We start from the raw sequence: 17,005 nt of genomic DNA, 5'->3' as shown, positions 1-17,005 counted from the left end.
CGGGCTTGCCGTTCTCTGCTCAATACCGTCACAGCACAACAGACCGTTACACCCGCCTTTCGATGACTTTGGTCCCCCCGCCGGTGCCATTCTCAGCAAATACGAACGTCGTAACGATATGCGGCACATATATCTTCATCTGCCGCTGAAAACAGCTCTCCGCAATGTCAGGGCAAATCCCTTGGTACCAAACGAGAAAAGAGAGGGCGATCGCCTCGGCGACCGACCCACCTTCATGGACAAGTGTTCAGCTGCTGAAGAATTCCAGGCTTCCGCGAACGTCCGAAAATCGTCGACAGATCCATACTTCCGAATGAACCGCTCGTGTCGCAGTGGTTGATGGTGGGCGCGACATCAACGCCGGTGGCTTCTGCCGCATTCACGTTCACCCCGAAGTGTCCGCGGTTGTCTTCGCAACTTTTCTGCCGGCGCCGAGGAGGTTAAGGATGCCCTAAGCCGTCCCCCGGAGCCATCGCGACCCGGTCACCTACTAAGCCCGGTAGTAGGCGCCTGTATCCTTTCGCGTATGACGCCGGGTCCGAATGATGTCGCGCAGCTGCGCGGCGCCTTCGTGGGCGGTACATCCGGCGCGGTCTCTGTCGCGGCCCACGCCCTCGGTGGCGGCGGCATGGCCCCGTCCGAAAGCGCGGTGGTGTTGTTGATCCTCGCGTGCGCGAGCGTCGGCGCGGTGGTCACGTCCATCGACACCCGCCGCTCCCCCGCGCTGTTACTTGCCCTCATGCTCGCTGCGGGTCAGGCCATCGGTCACGCGACTTTGACCATCGCTGCGGATCATCAACACGGGCTGCTCCTGTCACTTCCGATGCTTGCGGCGCACATCGCTGCCGTCGGAGTGTGCGCAGTGCTGATACGCGGCGCAGAACGCGGGTACGTCGTGGCGGCGTCGACGGTGGCCGCCATCGTCGCAGTGCTTCTGCGCCCGTGGGCACCTGAACCGTCACCGTTCGCTGCGCGTACTCGATACCGCACCAAAGTTGTTCTGCGTCAACTTCTCACCTCTGGCCTGGGCACTCGGGGCCCACCGGCATTCGTGTAACTCACCTCCCCTTTCCTTTCACGCACGTGATTACGTGCGCCACTTTGCTGTACGCCTTTTTTAACCGCCCGCGGTAACGAAGGCGCACAGCGGGATCGAGTACACGCATGTCCGCACCCGAATTGGAGCGCGCACAGACGCGCGCGTCCAACGACAGTTCTCCCCCGAAGAAGCAGGTTGGCGGCGCCAGACCACTGATCCTGCGCCTGCACTTCTACGCCGGCATCCTCATCGGACCGTTCATCCTCATCGCCGCGATGAGCGGTGGTCTCTACGCGATGGCACCCACCATCGAGAAGTTCGTTTACGACGACTACCTCCAGACCGACACCACCGGACAGATCGCGTCACTGAACGACCAGATTCGTTCCGCTCAGCAGTACCGCCCCGACTTGACTGTCTCGGCAGTACGTCCGTCCCCTGTCACCGGCGAAACCACCCGGGTCCTGTTCACCGATCCGTCACTGGGCGAATCGGAGAGGCTCGCGGTCTTCGTTGATCCGGTGCTCGCACAGCCGGTCGGCGAGTTGGCGGTGTACGGAAGCAGTGGTTCACTGCCACTGCGAACCTGGATCTCCCAGCTACATCGCCACCTTCATCTGGGCGAGCCCGGCCGCCTCTACAGCGAATTGGCCGCGTCGTGGATGTGGGTGGTCGCTCTCGGCGGTGTCTACCTCTGGTTCCGTCGATACCGCACCTCCCGGAACGCTCGACTGCTCATGATCGACCGAACGTCCACCGGACGAAGCCGGACGCTGAACTGGCACGGTGTCGTCGGCATATGGATAGCAGTTGCATTGGTCTTTCTCTCGGCGACCGGCCTCACGTGGTCGACGTACGCCGGAGAGAACGTCAGCAATCTGAGAACCGCATTGAGTTGGACGACGCCATCGGTCGTGAAGACTCTCGGCGATGCTCCCCCACCGGCAACGGGCGGGCACGAGGGTCACGACATGGCCCCCGCTGCCACCGGCACGCTGACAGACACCAACGTCGGACGCGTCGACACCGTCCTCGGTATCGCCAGGTACAACGGGATCACCGGTCCGGTCGAAGTATCGATACCCGCGAACGCCGAGACAGCGTTCACCGTCGCCCAGACACGTCAGCCCTGGGTGTACAGCAACAACACCATCGCAATCGACGGAGCGACGCAAAAGGTCACCGACGAGTTGTGGTTCTCGGATTGGCCACTCGCAGCCAAACTTTCGGCCTGGGGAATCCAGCTCCACATGGGTCTGCTGTTCGGCCTTGCCAACCAGATCGCACTCGCCGCATTAGCACTCGCGCTGGTCAGCGTCGTGATCCGCGGCTACATCATGTGGTGGCGCCGACGCCCCACCCGAGGCTCCGACTGGGCAGTCGGCCGGGTTCCCGCCCGCGGCGGAATCCGCAACCTCTCCCCGATCAGCCTCGTTGCGCTCGTCGCGATCACGGCGTTGGTCGGCTGGTTCGTGCCGCTACTCGGCATCAGCCTTCTCGCATTCCTGCTGATCGACGTGTGCATTGCGGCGTCCAAACGCCGTGCCACCATCTGACCATTCACGAATTACGGAGACACACATGACTGTTCGTACAAAGATATTCGCAGCTGTTGCACTCACCGCGGCTCTCGCTCTGACCGGCTGTTCTTCCAACTCCGACAAGGAAACCGAAGCTGCACAATCGATCACCGTTCAGGATCAATGGGTCAAGGCGGCGCCGGAAGGAATGAGCGCGGCGTTCGCCGAACTCGTCAACTCCAGTGACAAGGACGTGCGCGTGGTCTCGGCAACCAGCCCTGCGTCGTCGCGACTGGAACTGCACGAAGTTGTGACCGGCGACGGCGGAACTATGACGATGCGCCCCAAGGACGGCGGTTTCCTGGTCCCCGCCAACGGTTCCGCCTCCCTCACACCGGGCGGTGACCACCTGATGTTCATGGACTTGTCCGCGCCGCTTCTCCCCGGCGCAGAAACCGACCTCACCTTGATCTACGACGACGGTTCCAGCACCACGTTCACGGCCCAGATTCGCGACTTCTCCGGTAATCAGGAGAACTACGACCCGAATCACGGTGGCTGAGAACACGAACCCGCCCAGCCGAGCTCTCAGCCGGCGGCGCCTTCTCGGAGGAGGCGCCGCCGCCCTCGGCGTCGCGGGAATAACCTGGGGCGCAACCACAGTGGTCGAGCGCCGCGAACACGAGCAGCAAGCAGGCAAGCTCGTGGAACCGTTCTACGGAGTCCACCAAGCCGGCGTCGACACCACGCCGCAAGCGCACGGCACCTTCATCGGGTTCGACCTCTTGCCTGGAACCGATCGAGCTGTAGTCGTCGGAATCATGAAGATGTGGTCCGAGGATGCGTCACGGCTCACCGCCGGCAACCCGGCGTTGGCGGACACCGAACGGGAACTGGCTGTGGATCCGGCCCGCTTGACGGTGACCGTCGGCTACGGCCCTGGCCTGTTCTCCAAGCTGGGATTACAGGCACGTCAACCGGATTGGTTCGAACCGTTGCCGAGCTACGCGATCGATCGACTCGACGATAGATGGGGCGGCTCGGACCTGTTGTTGCAGATCTGCGGCGACGATCCGGTGACCATCGCTCACGCTGTGCGAGTCCTGACCAAGAACGTGCGATCATTGACGACCATCCGATGGACGCAAAAGGGATTCCGCAACGCTCGCGGCACCATGCCTGAGGGAACGACGATGCGCAATCTCATGGGCCAGGTGGACGGTACGGTAAATCCTGCTCCGGGAACAGTGGATTTCGATTCGCTGATCTGGCACGACGGAGCCGGTCAGCCGTGGCTGGCGGGTGGAACCTCGTTGGTACTGCGACGCATTCGCATGGAAATGGATACGTGGGACGAACTCGACCGCTCGGGGCGCGAACTCACCATGGGGCGCACCTTGTCCAATGGCGCTCCACTCAACGGAACCAACGAATTCGACGAAGCGGACTTCACTCTCACGGACAAGTTCGGCATTCCGGTGATCCCGCCAGGATCACACATCGCCAGAGCCCACCGAACACACGAGAAGGAGCAGTTCTTCCGTCGGGCGTACAACTACGACGACGCACCCGAGAGCGGGCAGACCTCGAACTCGGGATTGATCTTCGCCGCATTCCAACGGGACATCGCCGAGCAGTATCTACCGGTCCAGCAGCGGTTGAGTGACTTCGACGCACTCAACGAGTGGACGACGCCGATCGGTTCGGCGGTGTATCTCATTCCGCCGGGATGCAGCGAGAACGACTATCTGGGAAGCGGATTGCTCGGATAGCGGCGCCATGCAGAAAGGCAGGCAACACTGTGGGGCGGGATCAATCGGATCCGCCCACAGTGTTGCTGCCTAGAAATGTTGTCTTACTTGGATTTACGAGGTCCCGGCATAGCCGCACCTGGACGGGCGGTGGTCAACCTCGTGACCCAACCACTGACGGGCCACTTCTTCAGGCCGACGTTGTGGGGGGTGACTTCCGTTCCGACGTACTTGGCAGCAAGCTCGTCGTCGACGGTTCCGTTGAACCGCCACAGTTGGCTTCCGTCGGCATTGCGGGTGGACACCTCCCATGACTGAGCACGGAATGCACCACGAATGATGCTGTCCGCAAACACCAGAACCGGGATGCCGATCTCGGCGCGGACAGCCGCACCGGCAGACCACTCGGCGCGCGCGAGTTCGTAGATCTCTTCCGGCGTTGCTCCCGGACGGGAGGAGGCCGGTACATGAAGGACGATGCTCGGTGTCGGGAGTTCCGGCGCGGGATCCGCCGAGTACCGCAAGGCGAGTTCCTCGACGCGGGTCGCACGGGCGTCCTTTTCCGAGGTATCGCCAGCGAGGTTGGTCAGGCCGTCTCCCGCGTCGGTGATCCGCAAGGCTTCCACGATTCCGCAGACGACTTCTCCGGTTGTGGCGGCCGAATCGGTGGCGGCGGAGACCGAGCGGAGGAGTACGAAGTGCTCCACCGCTGACCCCGCGTCGTAAATTTCGCGGATCCGAGCGATCTTGGCTGCGGTCACAGCAGTATTCGACTCGGCTGGGCCGTCCGCTCCTTCGAGATTCGCGAGTTCACCGAGCGCTTCGAATACCGGCGCGAACACTTGGTTTCCCGTGCCGTGCCCGACATGAAATACCTGGTCGTTGCGCGGGTCGCGCAAAGCAAAGACATACTGCCCCAGCCTCTTCCCGACCTTTTCGGTAAACGGCTGCGGAGCCGGCTTCCGGACGACGACCTCGGTGGACAGAGTGCGCATCACGGCCAGACGAAGTGCGTCGGGCACGCTACTGGAACCGGCAGCACCGGAAAAGATTGCCGCCGAAGCAGCGCTGATCGAGGTGAACGTGCGGCCGACTTGCTTCTCGAGAGATGCAGAGACCGTACCGACCGCAGTCAGTTTTGCATCGAGGGTGCCGTCACCCTCGACAAGGAACTCCTTGATCAACGGAGCAACGAGCAGGGTGGAGCCGATAGCGCGAGGAACTGTCCAGACAATAGCCATGGCACGAGCCTAGGCGATCACTTCGAGACGCGAGGCGAACGCGACTCAGCCCGCCGCTGCCGGCCCGGCCAGTCCCTGCACAAGAAGGTTCCACGCTGAGTGCGCGACTTCTCTTCGCGAGCTCTCGGCGGTCCGTTCCATGATCGCGGCAAACATGGCGATCGCCAGGATCACGTCCTCAGCAGTCACGGACTCGCGTATCTTCCCAGCTCGACGCGCCTCCTCGAGGCGTCCTTCGAGGAGATCGGTCAAACGTGTGCCGGCCGAATTCAGTCGAGAGTCGCCGAAGGAGACAGGCTTGATGACCTCCACGAACACGATCGAGGTAGTGATCTGGTCGACCAACAAACGAAAAAGATCGTCGAGAGTCGAATCCGGATCGGCAGCCAAGTCCTGCAGCTCGACGATGTTCTCGTCGAACACCGCGAGCGCAAGGCTTTCGCGCGTGGGAAAGTGCCGGTAGAGGCTGCCCTGGCCGACTCCTGCAGTACGGGCGATCAGGCTGAGCGGAGCAGCAAAACCCTGAGTGGCGAACACCTCGCGAGCTGCTGAGACGAGCGCCGCACGATTGCGCGCCGCATCTCTCGGCCCTCTGTTGAGGGATCCGCTATTGACGCGGCCAGACGATGTCACGCACACTACGATACCAACCGGACAGCATTGTCCGGTTGGTTGCGGCCCGACACCGGTTCACACCCCGACCCGACCGTCGTGAGCGCTCGAACACGCGCCTGCCCTCCGTGCTGCCTGTCAGTGAGGCACGTCTGTCCGTGAGAGATACGAAAGGCAATCCCGCACCGGGAGTTGGACTCGATGAAATCGTTCACGACCATCAGAACCAGATCTGCCATCGCACTCGTCGCATTGATCACCATCCTTCCGGTGTGTGTTGCCGCTGCCGAACCCGCCGCTGCCCCCGGCTCCATCCTCGAAGCGTCAGGCGTCGGCTCGAATGCAGCAAGTCGCGCGGAATGCGGGCCCGGTTCGATGCCCGAGACAGGGTTGCAGGGCGATGTACCCGCCGAGGACCGAAACAGCGGACGCAGCCGAGAGGGCTACAGCTGCAACATGTCTCAGATCGGTGGTTACTCGGGTCGCGGCGGCGGCATCACGTCCACCAACTTCGAACACTGTTCGTACGTCGGCAGCTTCTTCCCCGGAAACCTCCTGGGTCCCGCGCAGGGCGTCCAAGTTCTCGACGTATCAAATCCTGCCAACCCCGCACTCACCGCCACACTGACCGAACCCGCGATGCTCGCCGGAACGTGGGAGAGCCTCAAGGTAAACACCGCACGAAAGCTGCTGGTGGGCACGGGTGTTCCGCTCTTGACCGGCGTCGGCCTGATGTCGGTCTACGACATCTCAGATTGCGCGCACCCGAAACTACTCAACCCCGGACCCGGAACCGATCTGGGAATGCTGCTGCCCATCACCAATCACGAAGGCGGATTCTCACCGGACGGGAACACATACTGGTCTTCCGGCACCGCCCCCGGCGTTGTGAGCGCCGTCGATCTCACCGATCCCGCCAACCCTCGCGTCATCTGGCAGGACCTCATCGGGTTGTCGACCCACGGCTTCGGCATCAGTCCCGACGGAAATCGCATGTATTTGTCGAACAATCTCGGCGGAATACATGTTCTCGACATCAGCGAGGTTCAGCGCCGCGTCCCGAATCCGCGGGTGCGCCAACTGTCCCAGCTCTCGTGGACCGACGGCTGGGCCACCCAACACAGCATTCCGGTCACCTACAACGGTTCGCCGTACCTGTTCTCCGTCGACGAAGGTGGTTCCGGCGGAGTCAAATTGATCGACGTCTCGAATGACGACGAACCGGCCGTCGTCAATTCGGTGAAGCTCGAAATCAATCTGCCGGAGAATCAAGACGCTGCGCTGGCGTCCGCTGCCGGTGGATCACTGTTCGCGTACGAATCACACTACTGTTCGGCCGATCGCCCAGTCGACCCGACGGCGCTGGCATGTGGATGGATCTCCAGCGGGATTCGGGTCTTCGATGTTCGAGATCCCTTCGACCCCCACGAGATTGCGTACTTCAACCCACCCGCCCGAACCGGCGACAATCTCCAACTCGCCAACTCGCCGCACGCTCTTGCCTCGCTCATCGGGGTACCCATTCTCAGCACGCCGGCAATTGCGCAGTCGATCGCGCAAGGTCAGTTCGACCCCGGTCAAGCGCTGAGTTCACGATCAGGCATGCTCGCTCTCGGCGACGTCTCCACCGATTGGTGCTTCTCCCCACCCGAATGGCGAGGGACCACGTTGTGGGCGACGTGTGCCGACAACGGCTTTGTTGCCATGCAGTTCGAAAACGGTGTTTACACACCGCCCTCGAACCAGAAAACGACTGTCGGATCATGACGGCTACGCGGTCGGTCAAAGCCGTCGCGCTGGTGGCTGCGGCACTGATGCTGCTCGTACTCGGCGCAGCATTGCGTCCCCTGCTCGCGCCCGAGAACCACACGCAGACAGCTGTTCTGAGCGAAACCGAAATCGGATTCGTGCACGACATGGCAACCCACCATCAGCAGGCCCTCTTCATCCTCGCGCGTCTGAGTCCTGATGTGAACCCGGCGGTGACGAGGCTTGCCCAGCAGATCGACGAAGTTCAGCGAACCGAGATCGGCGTCATGCTCGGCTGGCTCCGACTGGCGGATGTGCCACCGAACAGTAGAACGCCGATGGAGTGGATGGAAGCATCCGCGAGCGGCACGGGCGATGGCCATCATCACCCGGCACCCACTGCGATCGAGACCGACGCCGAAGTCATGCCAGGAATGGCTACGACCGAAGAACTCGAGAGATTGGGCGCCGCTCGAGGCAGCGATGCCGAGGTCCTGTTCCTTCAACTGATGGAACGCCACCACCGCGGCGGGATCGCCATGGCGCTGGCCGCCGATGCCCTACTCGAGAGCGGGCCAGTGAAACAGTCCGCCCGCGACATGATCAACACCCAGAGTCAGGAATCCGGGCTGATGGCGCTGATGCTCGGACAACGTGGGGCACAACCACTGCACTGACCCGCGTGTGCACTGACTACGATAGGTGTCGACCTGCGAACTACAGCACCAACCGCGACGACGCCTCGTCCAGAAGGAATCGGCACTTCATCATGACCCTGCTCGTTCGCGGAATCGACTGGTCGAACCCGACAGCACCGCGGATTCGCTGCGTCGACGACACCACTTCCGCTACGACCTTCTTCACTCACGACTCGGTACTGCGATTCTCCGTCGACAAGGCGAAGGGCCGCCGTTGCCTCGGTTGGCGAGATCTCACCGCCGAAGGTCCGGGGCACTCGCCGTGCGACCGCGGGGCCATGGTCACCGCAGGACGCCAATGCGACCGATGCCGAAATCGCGAGGGGTTCACAACAGTTCATCAGGCACACGTCAGCGGCGCGCACATTCATCCGAACGTGCGTACCTACCTCGCACAACCACAATGGCTCTACGTCGACGTATTCGCCGGCGGTCAGATGAAGGTGGGGACGGCGTCCGAGTTCCGCAAGCATCCGCGAGTCGCCGAGCAGGGAGCGGTCTGTGCATTGTTCGTAGCGCGGTCGACGGACGGTTACAGCATCCGTTCGCTCGAAGCCCGGGTGTCGGAAGAATTCCACTTGAGCCAGGCCATACGTACGTCTCGAAAGATCGAAGCACTGACGGGATCTTTGGATCGCGAAAAACTCCGAAAGTCGTTGCATCACTTCGTGTCGTCTGTCAAAGACGACCTGAATGACATCGGGTCGGACATCGACGGAATCGAGATCCTGGAGGTTCCCGAAGAATGGACGGCGCCGGCGTGTGCCGACGTGGTCTTCGATGCGGCACCGTTGATCGCGTATCCGCACACTTTCGAGTCCGGGGAGCATTCTCTGTATTTGGAGGGCCTTGCCGGTTCGATCGCATCGCTGCGGATCGACCCCGACCCTGAATCACCACGCTTTGTCGCGGACGTGTCCGGACTGGTCGGTCGAACCATCACCGTCGGCGAGTTCGTATCCCCTGGCGTGGCGATTCAGGAATCGTTGTTCTGAAAGTAAATCAGCAGCTTCCTGCGGTCGCTGCGGCGAATCCGCGAGTGACCTCGGCCTGTTCGTCGGCAGACAGGCTCGACCATTCCGGATAAGCCTGGATGGACGTCATCATGTCGTTTGCCAATGATTCACGCGTCATACCCATTTCCTCGCCCGACTGATCGATTGCAGGCTGGTACGCGTCGAGGTACCGGAGTACGTCGGCGCAGGCTTGCGCGTAGGTCCGCGGCAGCGCCGAGCTCGCATTCGGGTCCGAAGGAATCTCCGCCGGAGCGCTCGACTCGACCGACGGTGCCTCGGTAGTCAGGTCCGACGACGTCGCCGGAGCCTCGGATGACGCCGTCGGCGTCGCCGTGGTAGTCGCCGAAGGGGAGGAAGTAAGTGTTCCGACCTCGGTCGGCTTGTCTCCGTCAGAACCGCAGGCGACCAGCGCCACCAGCGAGCAGGCACCGATGAACCCGGTGATCGTTTTCTTCATCCTTCAAGGATGCCAGAGGGCAGCCGGCGTATGAACGGACCGGCTTAACCTGCCGGCGAGAATCGTCCATGCGGACCGTCGAATCCGGGAGCCTCGTCCGCCCAACTGCTCGATTGGACTGTATGCCCCCTCCACGAACCCATGCTACCGTGACTTAACTAAAAAGTAACTATGGGTGGGATTGTCCGATCTGCCGCGTTCATCCGGAACGCTCCGATCGGAAATACTTCGTCTTTAAGGGGCTGGAACGAGTGGGACTTTTTCGTCGACGAGGTTCCCGGGAGGATGACGACGATCGCGGGCAAAACCTCGATCGCAGCGACCCCGGGTATGCCGCGTGGTTCGCGAACGTCGCCGACGCGGGCGGTCAACCGGTTCCGTACAAGCGGCCGCTGACCGCGCCGGTCTACCCGCAACTCCAGTCGCCGACACCGGACTACTCGCCAGACACCGGATGGCCACTCGACACACCCTCCGGGGACGGCTGGCTACCCGCCGACCGAATCGACGAATTCGAGTCGTCGAATGGCCGCTCATCTGCACCGAACGGAACAAGTCCTCAAATCTCACAAGCTGAACCGTTGCCGTCTGGCCCGCCGCCGATGCCGCAACCAACGATTCCACCTCGAAATGTACCGATGACTTCACCACCGAAGCATCACCTGGAGTCGCCCCGCGCGGCTCTGCCCTACCAAGGAGAAGCAATGAGCAACATCGACAAAATCCTCGGCGAATTGATGCGCATCGACGGCGCCAGCGGTGCAGCCGTAGTCGACGCCGACAGCGGCATGGTTCTCGGTATGAGCGGCAACCCGTCATTCAGCCTCGAGTACGCCGGCGCAGGCAACTCCGAGGTGGTGCGAGCAAAGCTCCGCACGATGAGTAACTTGGGGATTACCGACACTCTCGAAGACATTCTGATTACCCTGAGCAGCCAGTACCACCTCATTCGTGTACTCGAGACCCCTGGGCTGTCGACGCTGTTCGTGTACCTCGTATTGGACCGCGCACGTGGGAACCTGGCACTCGCTCGCCACAAGCTGGGCGAACAGACCCCGAAGATCGAGATCTGAAGCTTCCCCTCCTCGACAAGGCCCGGAGATCGCCGAACGGCGACACCCGGGCCTTGTTCGTTTCGCACCATCGATTTGCATACGACTTGCGGGCACCGATACTGAGACCGTGACTATCGCGGACACTCCTTGCGTGTGGTTGACCACCCTCCGAAGTGACGGCTCGCCGCACACGACTCCAGTCTGGTTCTTGCTGCGTCAGAACACATTCTGGATTCCGAGCGCCGAAAAGAATCGGAAGGTTCGGAACCTGCTGGACGACCCTCGGGTCTCATTGGCGGTCGACGGCTCCACACGCGACCCGTGGGTCGCACAGGGACTCGGGACAATTCATCACGACGTCGGCGAGTTCGGCGATCTCTTGAGACATTTCGGCGAGAAGTACGACGACTGGGATGCCGCGGACGAGACTCCCGACGGCCCGCGGGTTCTCATCTCGGTCCCGGTGACTCGGTGGCTCCTTCGACCGGACCGACAGACAGTGCCGGTTCGGCCCGAAATGTCGTGAATGACATACTTGTAGTTCATCTCTCGCAGAAATGGACTCTCACACATGGCACGCACGGCACATCACAGGCGCGGCATCACCGGCGTCACCATCGGCATCGCTGCCGTGATCGTGCTGGGAGGCTGCGCCAATTCGAAGGCCGCAGCACCCGAAACATCCTCTCTCGGTTCAGGAATCGGATCCGGCGTAACGACGACGGTTGTGGCCGGCGCCTCGACGCCGTCGTCCGCCACAGCTGAACTGCTGGCGCAGATCCCGATCAAGGGACGCGCACCCAAGACCGGATACGACCGCGCCCTGTTCGGTACGGCATGGACGGACGACGTCACCGTGGAGTTCGGCCACAACGGCTGCGATACACGCAACGACATCCTGCGCCGCGACCTCACCGACCTGACATTCAAGGATGGCTCCAAAAGCTGCTCGGTCCAAACCGGAACGCTCCGTGACCCGTACACGAACAAGACCATCGCGTTCACTCGCGGCCAGGACACGTCTTCTGCAGTCCAGATCGACCATGTTGTCGCACTCTCGGACGCCTGGCAGAAGGGCGCACAACAGCTCGATACGCAAACGAGAACCAATCTCGCCAACGACCCTCGAAACCTGCGCGCTGTCGACGGACCCACGAACCAGAAGAAGTCGGATTCCGACGCGGCGTCGTGGCTGCCACCCAACAAGGCCTACCGCTGCCAGTACGTGACTGCTCAAGTGGAAGTCAAAGCGGCATACGGTTTGTGGGTCACCCAAGCCGAACACGACGCCATCGCAGACATTCTCGCGACCTGCTGAAACTTTCGCGGTGATCTTCGGCCAGTGATCAGCGGCCTTTGATCAGATACCGCACAATCGCCATTCCGAGCGCGAGGCCTAACACGGTGACCAGCGCTGCAACCAGACCGTAACCGGTCACCGCGACGAACACACCGGTAATGATCGCGACAACAGCGATGATCCCCGCGTCTACTCTGCTTTGACCACGTTCAGGCATGGCACTCTCTCGTGCTGTCAGGTCCGTCCGCTCCCCTCGTAGCGGACGGACCCAGCGGCAATCTGTCGAAATACGCGAACTTCTGGTGGCCTCACCGGGCTGACTTTGCGGGCGGTCCTGCGAGGCCGGCACGTCCCCCGGAGCCAACTCACATCGGTTCACGAAGTCCGTACCTTCGCAGAATATACCGAGTGGTAGGTAATTGCCGGGGGGCTAAAGTCCCTGCTCGTGGACTGATGCGACGAGTGGTCGAAAACTCGAGACGAACGACGGCATCGGCGCGCCGAGCGTTCGAGACCCTCGACCTCATCCATGCGCGGTGAGAAGTATCCCGCGCTCCGCGAAATACCGATCGAACGTCTCCCATCCCATCGATACACCGGATTGCGTTTCCTTCGTCCTACCGGAGGGGTTGTGAAACGTCACGCCCTCGTCGGTGCAATCGGTGACCAGAACGAGGTGACCGCCGATCCGACTGGACGGGGGCGTACCGGATTCCGCATCACGAATCGAAGCATGCACGGACACCATGGCGAAACGATCCGGTGCGGTCAGGTGATCGCTGAGTTGATCCAAAGGCAGTGGAGCGACGGAGGTTGCCTCGAGGCCCCATGATTGTGTCGAGAGGTACTCGACGAGCGGCTGGTAGATCATTCCGGCAACCCGATCACCGTCTCGCCGGTATGCACCCGCAGCTTCCAGTTCTCGCATGAGGACCATTGCCGGTGGCGGCAGAACTCCCGAATTCGCCAATACCATTCGAAGGCAGGCGATCCCGCATCCACGCCACGACCAGAATGCGTAGTCCTCCGGAGTACTTGCGCCGGATGCAGACCAGGCCGGATCGTCTTCCGTCCGGATCCGGCCCGACAGAATGTCGTCGACAAGCTCAGGAGACTCCCATTGCGAAAAATAGGGAACGCCGGCGTTGCGGCTACTCTGCACGATTCGAACCTGTCATTCCAGTATTCGATCACACACCCGTATTTCAAGCCGAAACGTCGACGTTCCCAGCCTGACGAGGTGACTCAGCCTCCGAGTGAACCCGTCGGCAGCTTCGAGAAAATGTCCCCGATGTTCGTCTCGGCACCGGACTGAGCATTGATCGCAAGCCTGCCGTGCGCACCCGACGACGATGACGGACTGTTGCCGATCGCTTCGTTTGCGCCGGACAATCGGAGTCGGACCGTCCGCTGCGGGAGTGCCGTCCTCGTTGACACGAACCACCGAAGCAGGTTTCCCGGCAACAACATTGCCCGGATCGGTCACCGTCGCCGAGACGAACTCCGCGTTGGCCGGAATCGGAAGATCGATCTTCAAACGTGAGATCTTCTTGACGATTGCGCCGCTCACATCGTTCGGGATCTGGACGCTACCCGGATCTAGGTCGACGTCGAAGACTCGACCTGGCGCTACGACCGCAGAAGCCGAAACCCGCACCGTGGCAGGCTTTCCGTCTGACGACGGCTCGGAGAACGCACTCGGAACTGCGCGGCACGTGGCCTGAAAAGTTGTCGACGTGGTTTCAACAACGGGTGCCGCGGTCGCCGGAATCACGGCCACCGCGGTTCCACCGGCAAAGAGGCCGCTAGCAGCGCAGCATTCAGTAGGTAGATATCTGGTAAGAGGCGCTGTCAATTCTCCGTTCACACTCTACCCTTACGGGAGGGTAGAGTCTGAGAACCTCGTCAGGACGGAATCTCATGGCAGTAACCACCGCTTCATCCACCAACGACAACTCGGTACGGGCCGCGCTTCGGTCACCTCGCCGACTCAAAACCGAAGTCTTGGCCGGACTGGTCGTGGCATTGGCATTGATCCCCGAAGCGATCTCGTTCTCGATAATCGCCGGGGTGGATCCGCGGGTGGGACTGTTCGCGTCGTTCACGATGGCTGTGACCATCGCCGTCGTCGGCGGACGACCTGCCATGATCTCCGCGGCCACCGGCGCCGTCGCACTGGTCGTCGCTCCTCTGACGCGCGAGCACGGAATCGACTACCTGATTGCGACAGTCCTTCTGGCCGGCCTTCTCCAGATCGTGTTGAGCCTCCTCGGCGTCGCAAAGTTGATGCGTTTCATCCCGCGCAGCGTCATGGTGGGATTCGTCAACGCACTGGCCATCTTGATCTTCATCGCCCAACTCCCCCATCTGATCGATGTTCCGTGGCTCGTCTACCCACTCCTGGCCGTCGCCCTCCTGATCCTCGTGTTCTTGCCGAAACTGACGAACGCGGTCCCGGCTCCACTGGTGGCGATCGTGCTACTGACCGCCGCCACAGTCGTTTTCGCATTCGACGTTCCCGACGTCGGCGACGAGGGCGAACTTCCGTCGAGCCTGCCGACGCTCCTGTTCCCCGACGTCCCTCTGGACGTGCACACACTGTCGATCATTGCTCCGTACGCGTTGGCGATGGCGCTCGTCGGACTCCTCGAATCGTTGATGACCGCCAAGCTCGTCGACGACGTCACGGATACCCACTCGAACAAGACCCGAGAAGGGTGGGGCCAAGGCGTCGCGAACATCGTCACCGGCTTCTTCGGAGGCATGGGAGGGTGCGCGATGATCGGCCAGACCATGATCAACGTGAAGGTCTCCGGCGCTCGCACTCGGATTTCGACTTTCCTCGCAGGCGTGTTCCTGCTGATACTCGTGGTCGGCCTCGGCGACGTCGTGGCGTTGATTCCGATGGCCGCATTGGTGGCCGTCATGATCATGGTCTCGGTCGGCACTTTCGATTGGCACAGCATCAATCCGAAGACACTGCGCCGCATGCCGATCGGCGAAACAGTGGTCATGCTGGTCACAGTGTCCGTCACTGTCACCACCCATAATCTTGCCTACGGCGTGATCGTCGGAGTGATCACCGCGATGGTGATCTTCGCCCGCCGCGTCGCGCACCTCACCGAAGTTGTCGACGTAGCGCATCCGGACGAGGACACCCGCGTCTATGCGGTTCGGGGCGAGTTGTTCTTCGCATCGAGCAACGATCTGATCTACCAGTTCGACTACGCCGGCGACCCGAAGAACATCGTCATCGATCTCTCCGAGTCTCATATCTGGGACGCGTCGACCGTGGCGACCCTGGACGCAGTCACCACCAAGTACGCGACCAGAGGAAAGAAGGTCGAGATCGTGGGCCTCGACGGCGCGTCGGCCGAGCGCCATCTGCGCCTGTCCGGTCGTCTGGGCGACAGTCACTGAGAGGATGAAGGCCGAGCGCGACGAAAGTGGGAGTGATGTCTGAGCCGGAACACGCGGGCCAGGGGCAGAACATGCAGATCGGTCAGGTTGCCGAGCGCACCGAACTGTCGATCAAGACGATCCGTCATTACGACGAGGTCGGTCTGGTGACCCCGTCCGAGCGGAGCGCCGGAGGTTTCCGCCTGTACACCGAGGCCGACGTCCAGCGGCTACTGGTGATCCGACGAATGAAGCCGCTCGGATTCAGTCTCGAAGAAATGAAACAGCTCCTCGATTCTCTGGCAGTGCTCGGTGACAAAGCTTCGGACGCATCGATGCGAACCGGTGCAACCGAATTCGTCACCGCCTGCCATACCCGAGCGGAAGCAAGCTGCATACACTTGCGTAAGCAACTCGCCTACGCCGAAGAACTGACGGGATTGCTCGCCGACCACAGTCTGAACGGTGAACGGCATTCGTGATCTGCCGGCTGAACTAAGCTGGGTTGATGGCCCGATACTTCGACGTACATCCCGAAAACCCGCAGCCGCGCGCGATCAGCCAGATCGTCGAAATGCTGCGCAACGACGCGGTCATCGCCTACCCCACCGATTCCTGCTATGCCTTGGGCGCCCGAATGGACAATCACTCGGGCACCGATCGGATCCGCGAGATCCGTCATCTGCGGTCGGATCACCACTTCACACTCGTCTGTGCCGACTTCGCGCAGCTCGGGCACTTCGTCCACGTCACCAACTCGGCGTTCCGGGCGGTGAAAGCGGCCACACCGGGCCAATACACCTTCATCCTTCCCGCCACGAAGGAAGTTCCGCGGCGGCTGGCACACGCCAAGAAGAAGACCGTCGGGGTGCGCATTCCCAGCCACCCGGTCGTGCGTGCGCTCCTGCAGGAATTGGGTGAGCCGATCCTCTCCAGCACCCTTCTGCTGCCCGGCGCCGAGGAGCCGATGACGGACGGCTGGCAGATCAAGGAAGAACTCGACCACCAACTCGACGCGGTCATCGACTCGGGTGACTGCGGAACCGAACCCACCACGGTCGTCGACTATTCGTCCGGTGCCCCCGAGATCGTGCGCGTCGGAGCGGGAGATCCTTCCCGTTTCGAATGACCGTGCAGATCAGCTTCGCGTTTCGGGGTGGACGTTTGT

Annotated in this window: 18 protein-coding genes and 1 pseudogene; 13 read left to right on the top strand and 6 right to left on the bottom strand. The window is 61.8% G+C overall.

Features of this window, described 5'->3' with window-relative positions; all coding sequences use genetic code 11:
* The first annotated feature begins 526 nt into the window (after positions 1 to 526).
* The 4 genes from ACSW29_RS07155 to ACSW29_RS07140 all read left to right on the top strand — a co-directional run bounded on the left by ACSW29_RS07155 (position 527) and on the right by ACSW29_RS07140 (position 4,331).
* The gene (locus ACSW29_RS07155) at positions 527 to 1,057 is read left to right on the top strand and encodes a hypothetical protein (RefSeq protein ID WP_317828484.1); all 531 of its coding nucleotides are present in this window, start codon (positions 527 to 529) and stop codon (positions 1,055 to 1,057) included.
* 107 nt (positions 1,058 to 1,164) lie between these two features.
* A complete protein-coding gene (locus ACSW29_RS07150) occupies positions 1,165 to 2,595 on the top strand; it encodes a PepSY-associated TM helix domain-containing protein (RefSeq protein ID WP_448276933.1) in 1,431 nt (476 codons plus the stop codon).
* Positions 2,596 to 2,620: 25 nt separating this feature from the next.
* The gene (locus ACSW29_RS07145) at positions 2,621 to 3,121 is read left to right on the top strand and encodes a copper chaperone PCu(A)C (RefSeq protein ID WP_019747182.1); all 501 of its coding nucleotides are present in this window, start codon (positions 2,621 to 2,623) and stop codon (positions 3,119 to 3,121) included.
* Complete coding sequence (locus tag ACSW29_RS07140) at positions 3,114 to 4,331, top strand: Dyp-type peroxidase (protein WP_448276932.1); 1,218 nt, start codon at positions 3,114 to 3,116, stop codon at positions 4,329 to 4,331. Before ACSW29_RS07145 ends, ACSW29_RS07140 begins: the two co-directional genes overlap by 8 nt.
* Positions 4,332 to 4,414: 83 nt before the next feature.
* Here the strand turns inward: ACSW29_RS07140 and ACSW29_RS07135 are convergent, their stop codons facing one another.
* Both ACSW29_RS07135 and ACSW29_RS07130 read right to left on the bottom strand, forming a co-directional pair.
* The gene (locus tag ACSW29_RS07135; protein ID WP_317828482.1) at positions 4,415 to 5,551 is read right to left on the bottom strand and encodes a GIY-YIG nuclease family protein; all 1,137 of its coding nucleotides are present in this window, start codon (positions 5,549 to 5,551) and stop codon (positions 4,415 to 4,417) included.
* Between the two features lie 45 nt (positions 5,552 to 5,596).
* On the bottom strand, positions 5,597 to 6,184 hold the full coding sequence (locus tag ACSW29_RS07130; RefSeq protein WP_317828481.1) for a helix-turn-helix domain-containing protein: 588 nt from the start codon (positions 6,182 to 6,184) through the stop codon (positions 5,597 to 5,599).
* Between the two features lie 180 nt (positions 6,185 to 6,364).
* Here ACSW29_RS07130 and ACSW29_RS07125 point away from each other — a divergent pair, with 180 nt between their 5' ends.
* The 3 genes from ACSW29_RS07125 to ACSW29_RS07115 all read left to right on the top strand — a co-directional run bounded on the left by ACSW29_RS07125 (position 6,365) and on the right by ACSW29_RS07115 (position 9,605).
* Positions 6,365 to 7,930 (top strand): LVIVD repeat-containing protein, encoded by a 1,566-nt coding sequence (locus tag ACSW29_RS07125; protein ID WP_448276931.1) that lies wholly within the window; start codon positions 6,365 to 6,367, stop codon positions 7,928 to 7,930.
* Positions 7,927 to 8,589: a DUF305 domain-containing protein gene (locus ACSW29_RS07120; RefSeq protein ID WP_448276930.1), complete on the top strand. Its 663-nt coding sequence runs from the start codon at positions 7,927 to 7,929 to the stop codon at positions 8,587 to 8,589. Before ACSW29_RS07125 ends, ACSW29_RS07120 begins: the two co-directional genes overlap by 4 nt.
* A gap of 92 nt (positions 8,590 to 8,681) precedes the next feature.
* Complete coding sequence (locus tag ACSW29_RS07115; RefSeq protein ID WP_347873473.1) at positions 8,682 to 9,605, top strand: DUF2797 domain-containing protein; 924 nt, start codon at positions 8,682 to 8,684, stop codon at positions 9,603 to 9,605.
* A 7-nt stretch (positions 9,606 to 9,612) separates the two neighbouring features.
* On the opposite strand, the gene ACSW29_RS07110 is transcribed toward ACSW29_RS07115, so the two are convergent.
* The gene (locus ACSW29_RS07110; RefSeq protein WP_230815033.1) at positions 9,613 to 10,083 is read right to left on the bottom strand and encodes a hypothetical protein; all 471 of its coding nucleotides are present in this window, start codon (positions 10,081 to 10,083) and stop codon (positions 9,613 to 9,615) included.
* Positions 10,084 to 10,787: 704 nt separating this feature from the next.
* Here ACSW29_RS07110 and ACSW29_RS07105 point away from each other — a divergent pair.
* From ACSW29_RS07105 to ACSW29_RS07095, 3 genes and pseudogenes are all read left to right on the top strand, one after another.
* Positions 10,788 to 11,156: a hypothetical protein gene (locus tag ACSW29_RS07105; protein ID WP_230815032.1), complete on the top strand. Its 369-nt coding sequence runs from the start codon at positions 10,788 to 10,790 to the stop codon at positions 11,154 to 11,156.
* A 109-nt stretch (positions 11,157 to 11,265) separates the two neighbouring features.
* On the top strand, positions 11,266 to 11,664 hold the full coding sequence (locus ACSW29_RS07100) for a pyridoxamine 5'-phosphate oxidase family protein (protein WP_317828477.1): 399 nt from the start codon (positions 11,266 to 11,268) through the stop codon (positions 11,662 to 11,664).
* 45 nt (positions 11,665 to 11,709) lie between these two features.
* Positions 11,710 to 12,453, top strand: a pseudogene (locus tag ACSW29_RS07095) (HNH endonuclease family protein); the annotation flags it as partial.
* 31 nt (positions 12,454 to 12,484) lie between these two features.
* Here the strand turns inward: ACSW29_RS07095 and ACSW29_RS07090 are convergent.
* The 3 genes from ACSW29_RS07090 to ACSW29_RS07080 form a co-directional block, all read right to left on the bottom strand.
* Positions 12,485 to 12,655 carry a hypothetical protein gene (locus tag ACSW29_RS07090; RefSeq protein WP_448276929.1) on the bottom strand — a complete coding sequence of 57 codons (171 nt, stop codon included), beginning with the start codon at positions 12,653 to 12,655 and terminating at the stop codon, positions 12,485 to 12,487.
* 306 nt (positions 12,656 to 12,961) lie between these two features.
* Positions 12,962 to 13,600, bottom strand: a complete 639-nt coding sequence (locus ACSW29_RS07085; RefSeq protein WP_448276928.1) for a hypothetical protein — start codon at positions 13,598 to 13,600, stop codon at positions 12,962 to 12,964.
* A 12-nt stretch (positions 13,601 to 13,612) separates the two neighbouring features.
* Positions 13,613 to 14,218, bottom strand: a complete 606-nt coding sequence (locus ACSW29_RS07080; RefSeq protein ID WP_448276927.1) for a hypothetical protein — start codon at positions 14,216 to 14,218, stop codon at positions 13,613 to 13,615.
* Between the two features lie 140 nt (positions 14,219 to 14,358).
* Between ACSW29_RS07080 and ACSW29_RS07075 the strand changes: the two genes are divergently transcribed.
* Genes ACSW29_RS07075 through ACSW29_RS07065 form a run of 3 tightly spaced genes read left to right on the top strand, consistent with a single transcriptional unit; the run spans position 14,359 to position 16,966 of the window.
* Positions 14,359 to 15,858 carry a SulP family inorganic anion transporter gene (locus tag ACSW29_RS07075; RefSeq protein ID WP_448276926.1) on the top strand — a complete coding sequence of 500 codons (1,500 nt, stop codon included), beginning with the start codon at positions 14,359 to 14,361 and terminating at the stop codon, positions 15,856 to 15,858.
* Positions 15,859 to 15,893: 35 nt separating this feature from the next.
* Positions 15,894 to 16,319, top strand: coding sequence for a MerR family transcriptional regulator (locus ACSW29_RS07070; protein WP_230815026.1), 426 nt, complete (start codon positions 15,894 to 15,896; stop codon positions 16,317 to 16,319).
* A 26-nt stretch (positions 16,320 to 16,345) separates the two neighbouring features.
* Positions 16,346 to 16,966: an L-threonylcarbamoyladenylate synthase gene (locus ACSW29_RS07065; protein WP_019747165.1), complete on the top strand. Its 621-nt coding sequence runs from the start codon at positions 16,346 to 16,348 to the stop codon at positions 16,964 to 16,966.
* Positions 16,967 to 17,005 lie beyond the last annotated feature (39 nt).

Source organism: Rhodococcus sp. GB-02, from assembly GCF_053470465.1.
This window is presented reverse-complemented; position numbering and strand designations above follow the sequence as displayed.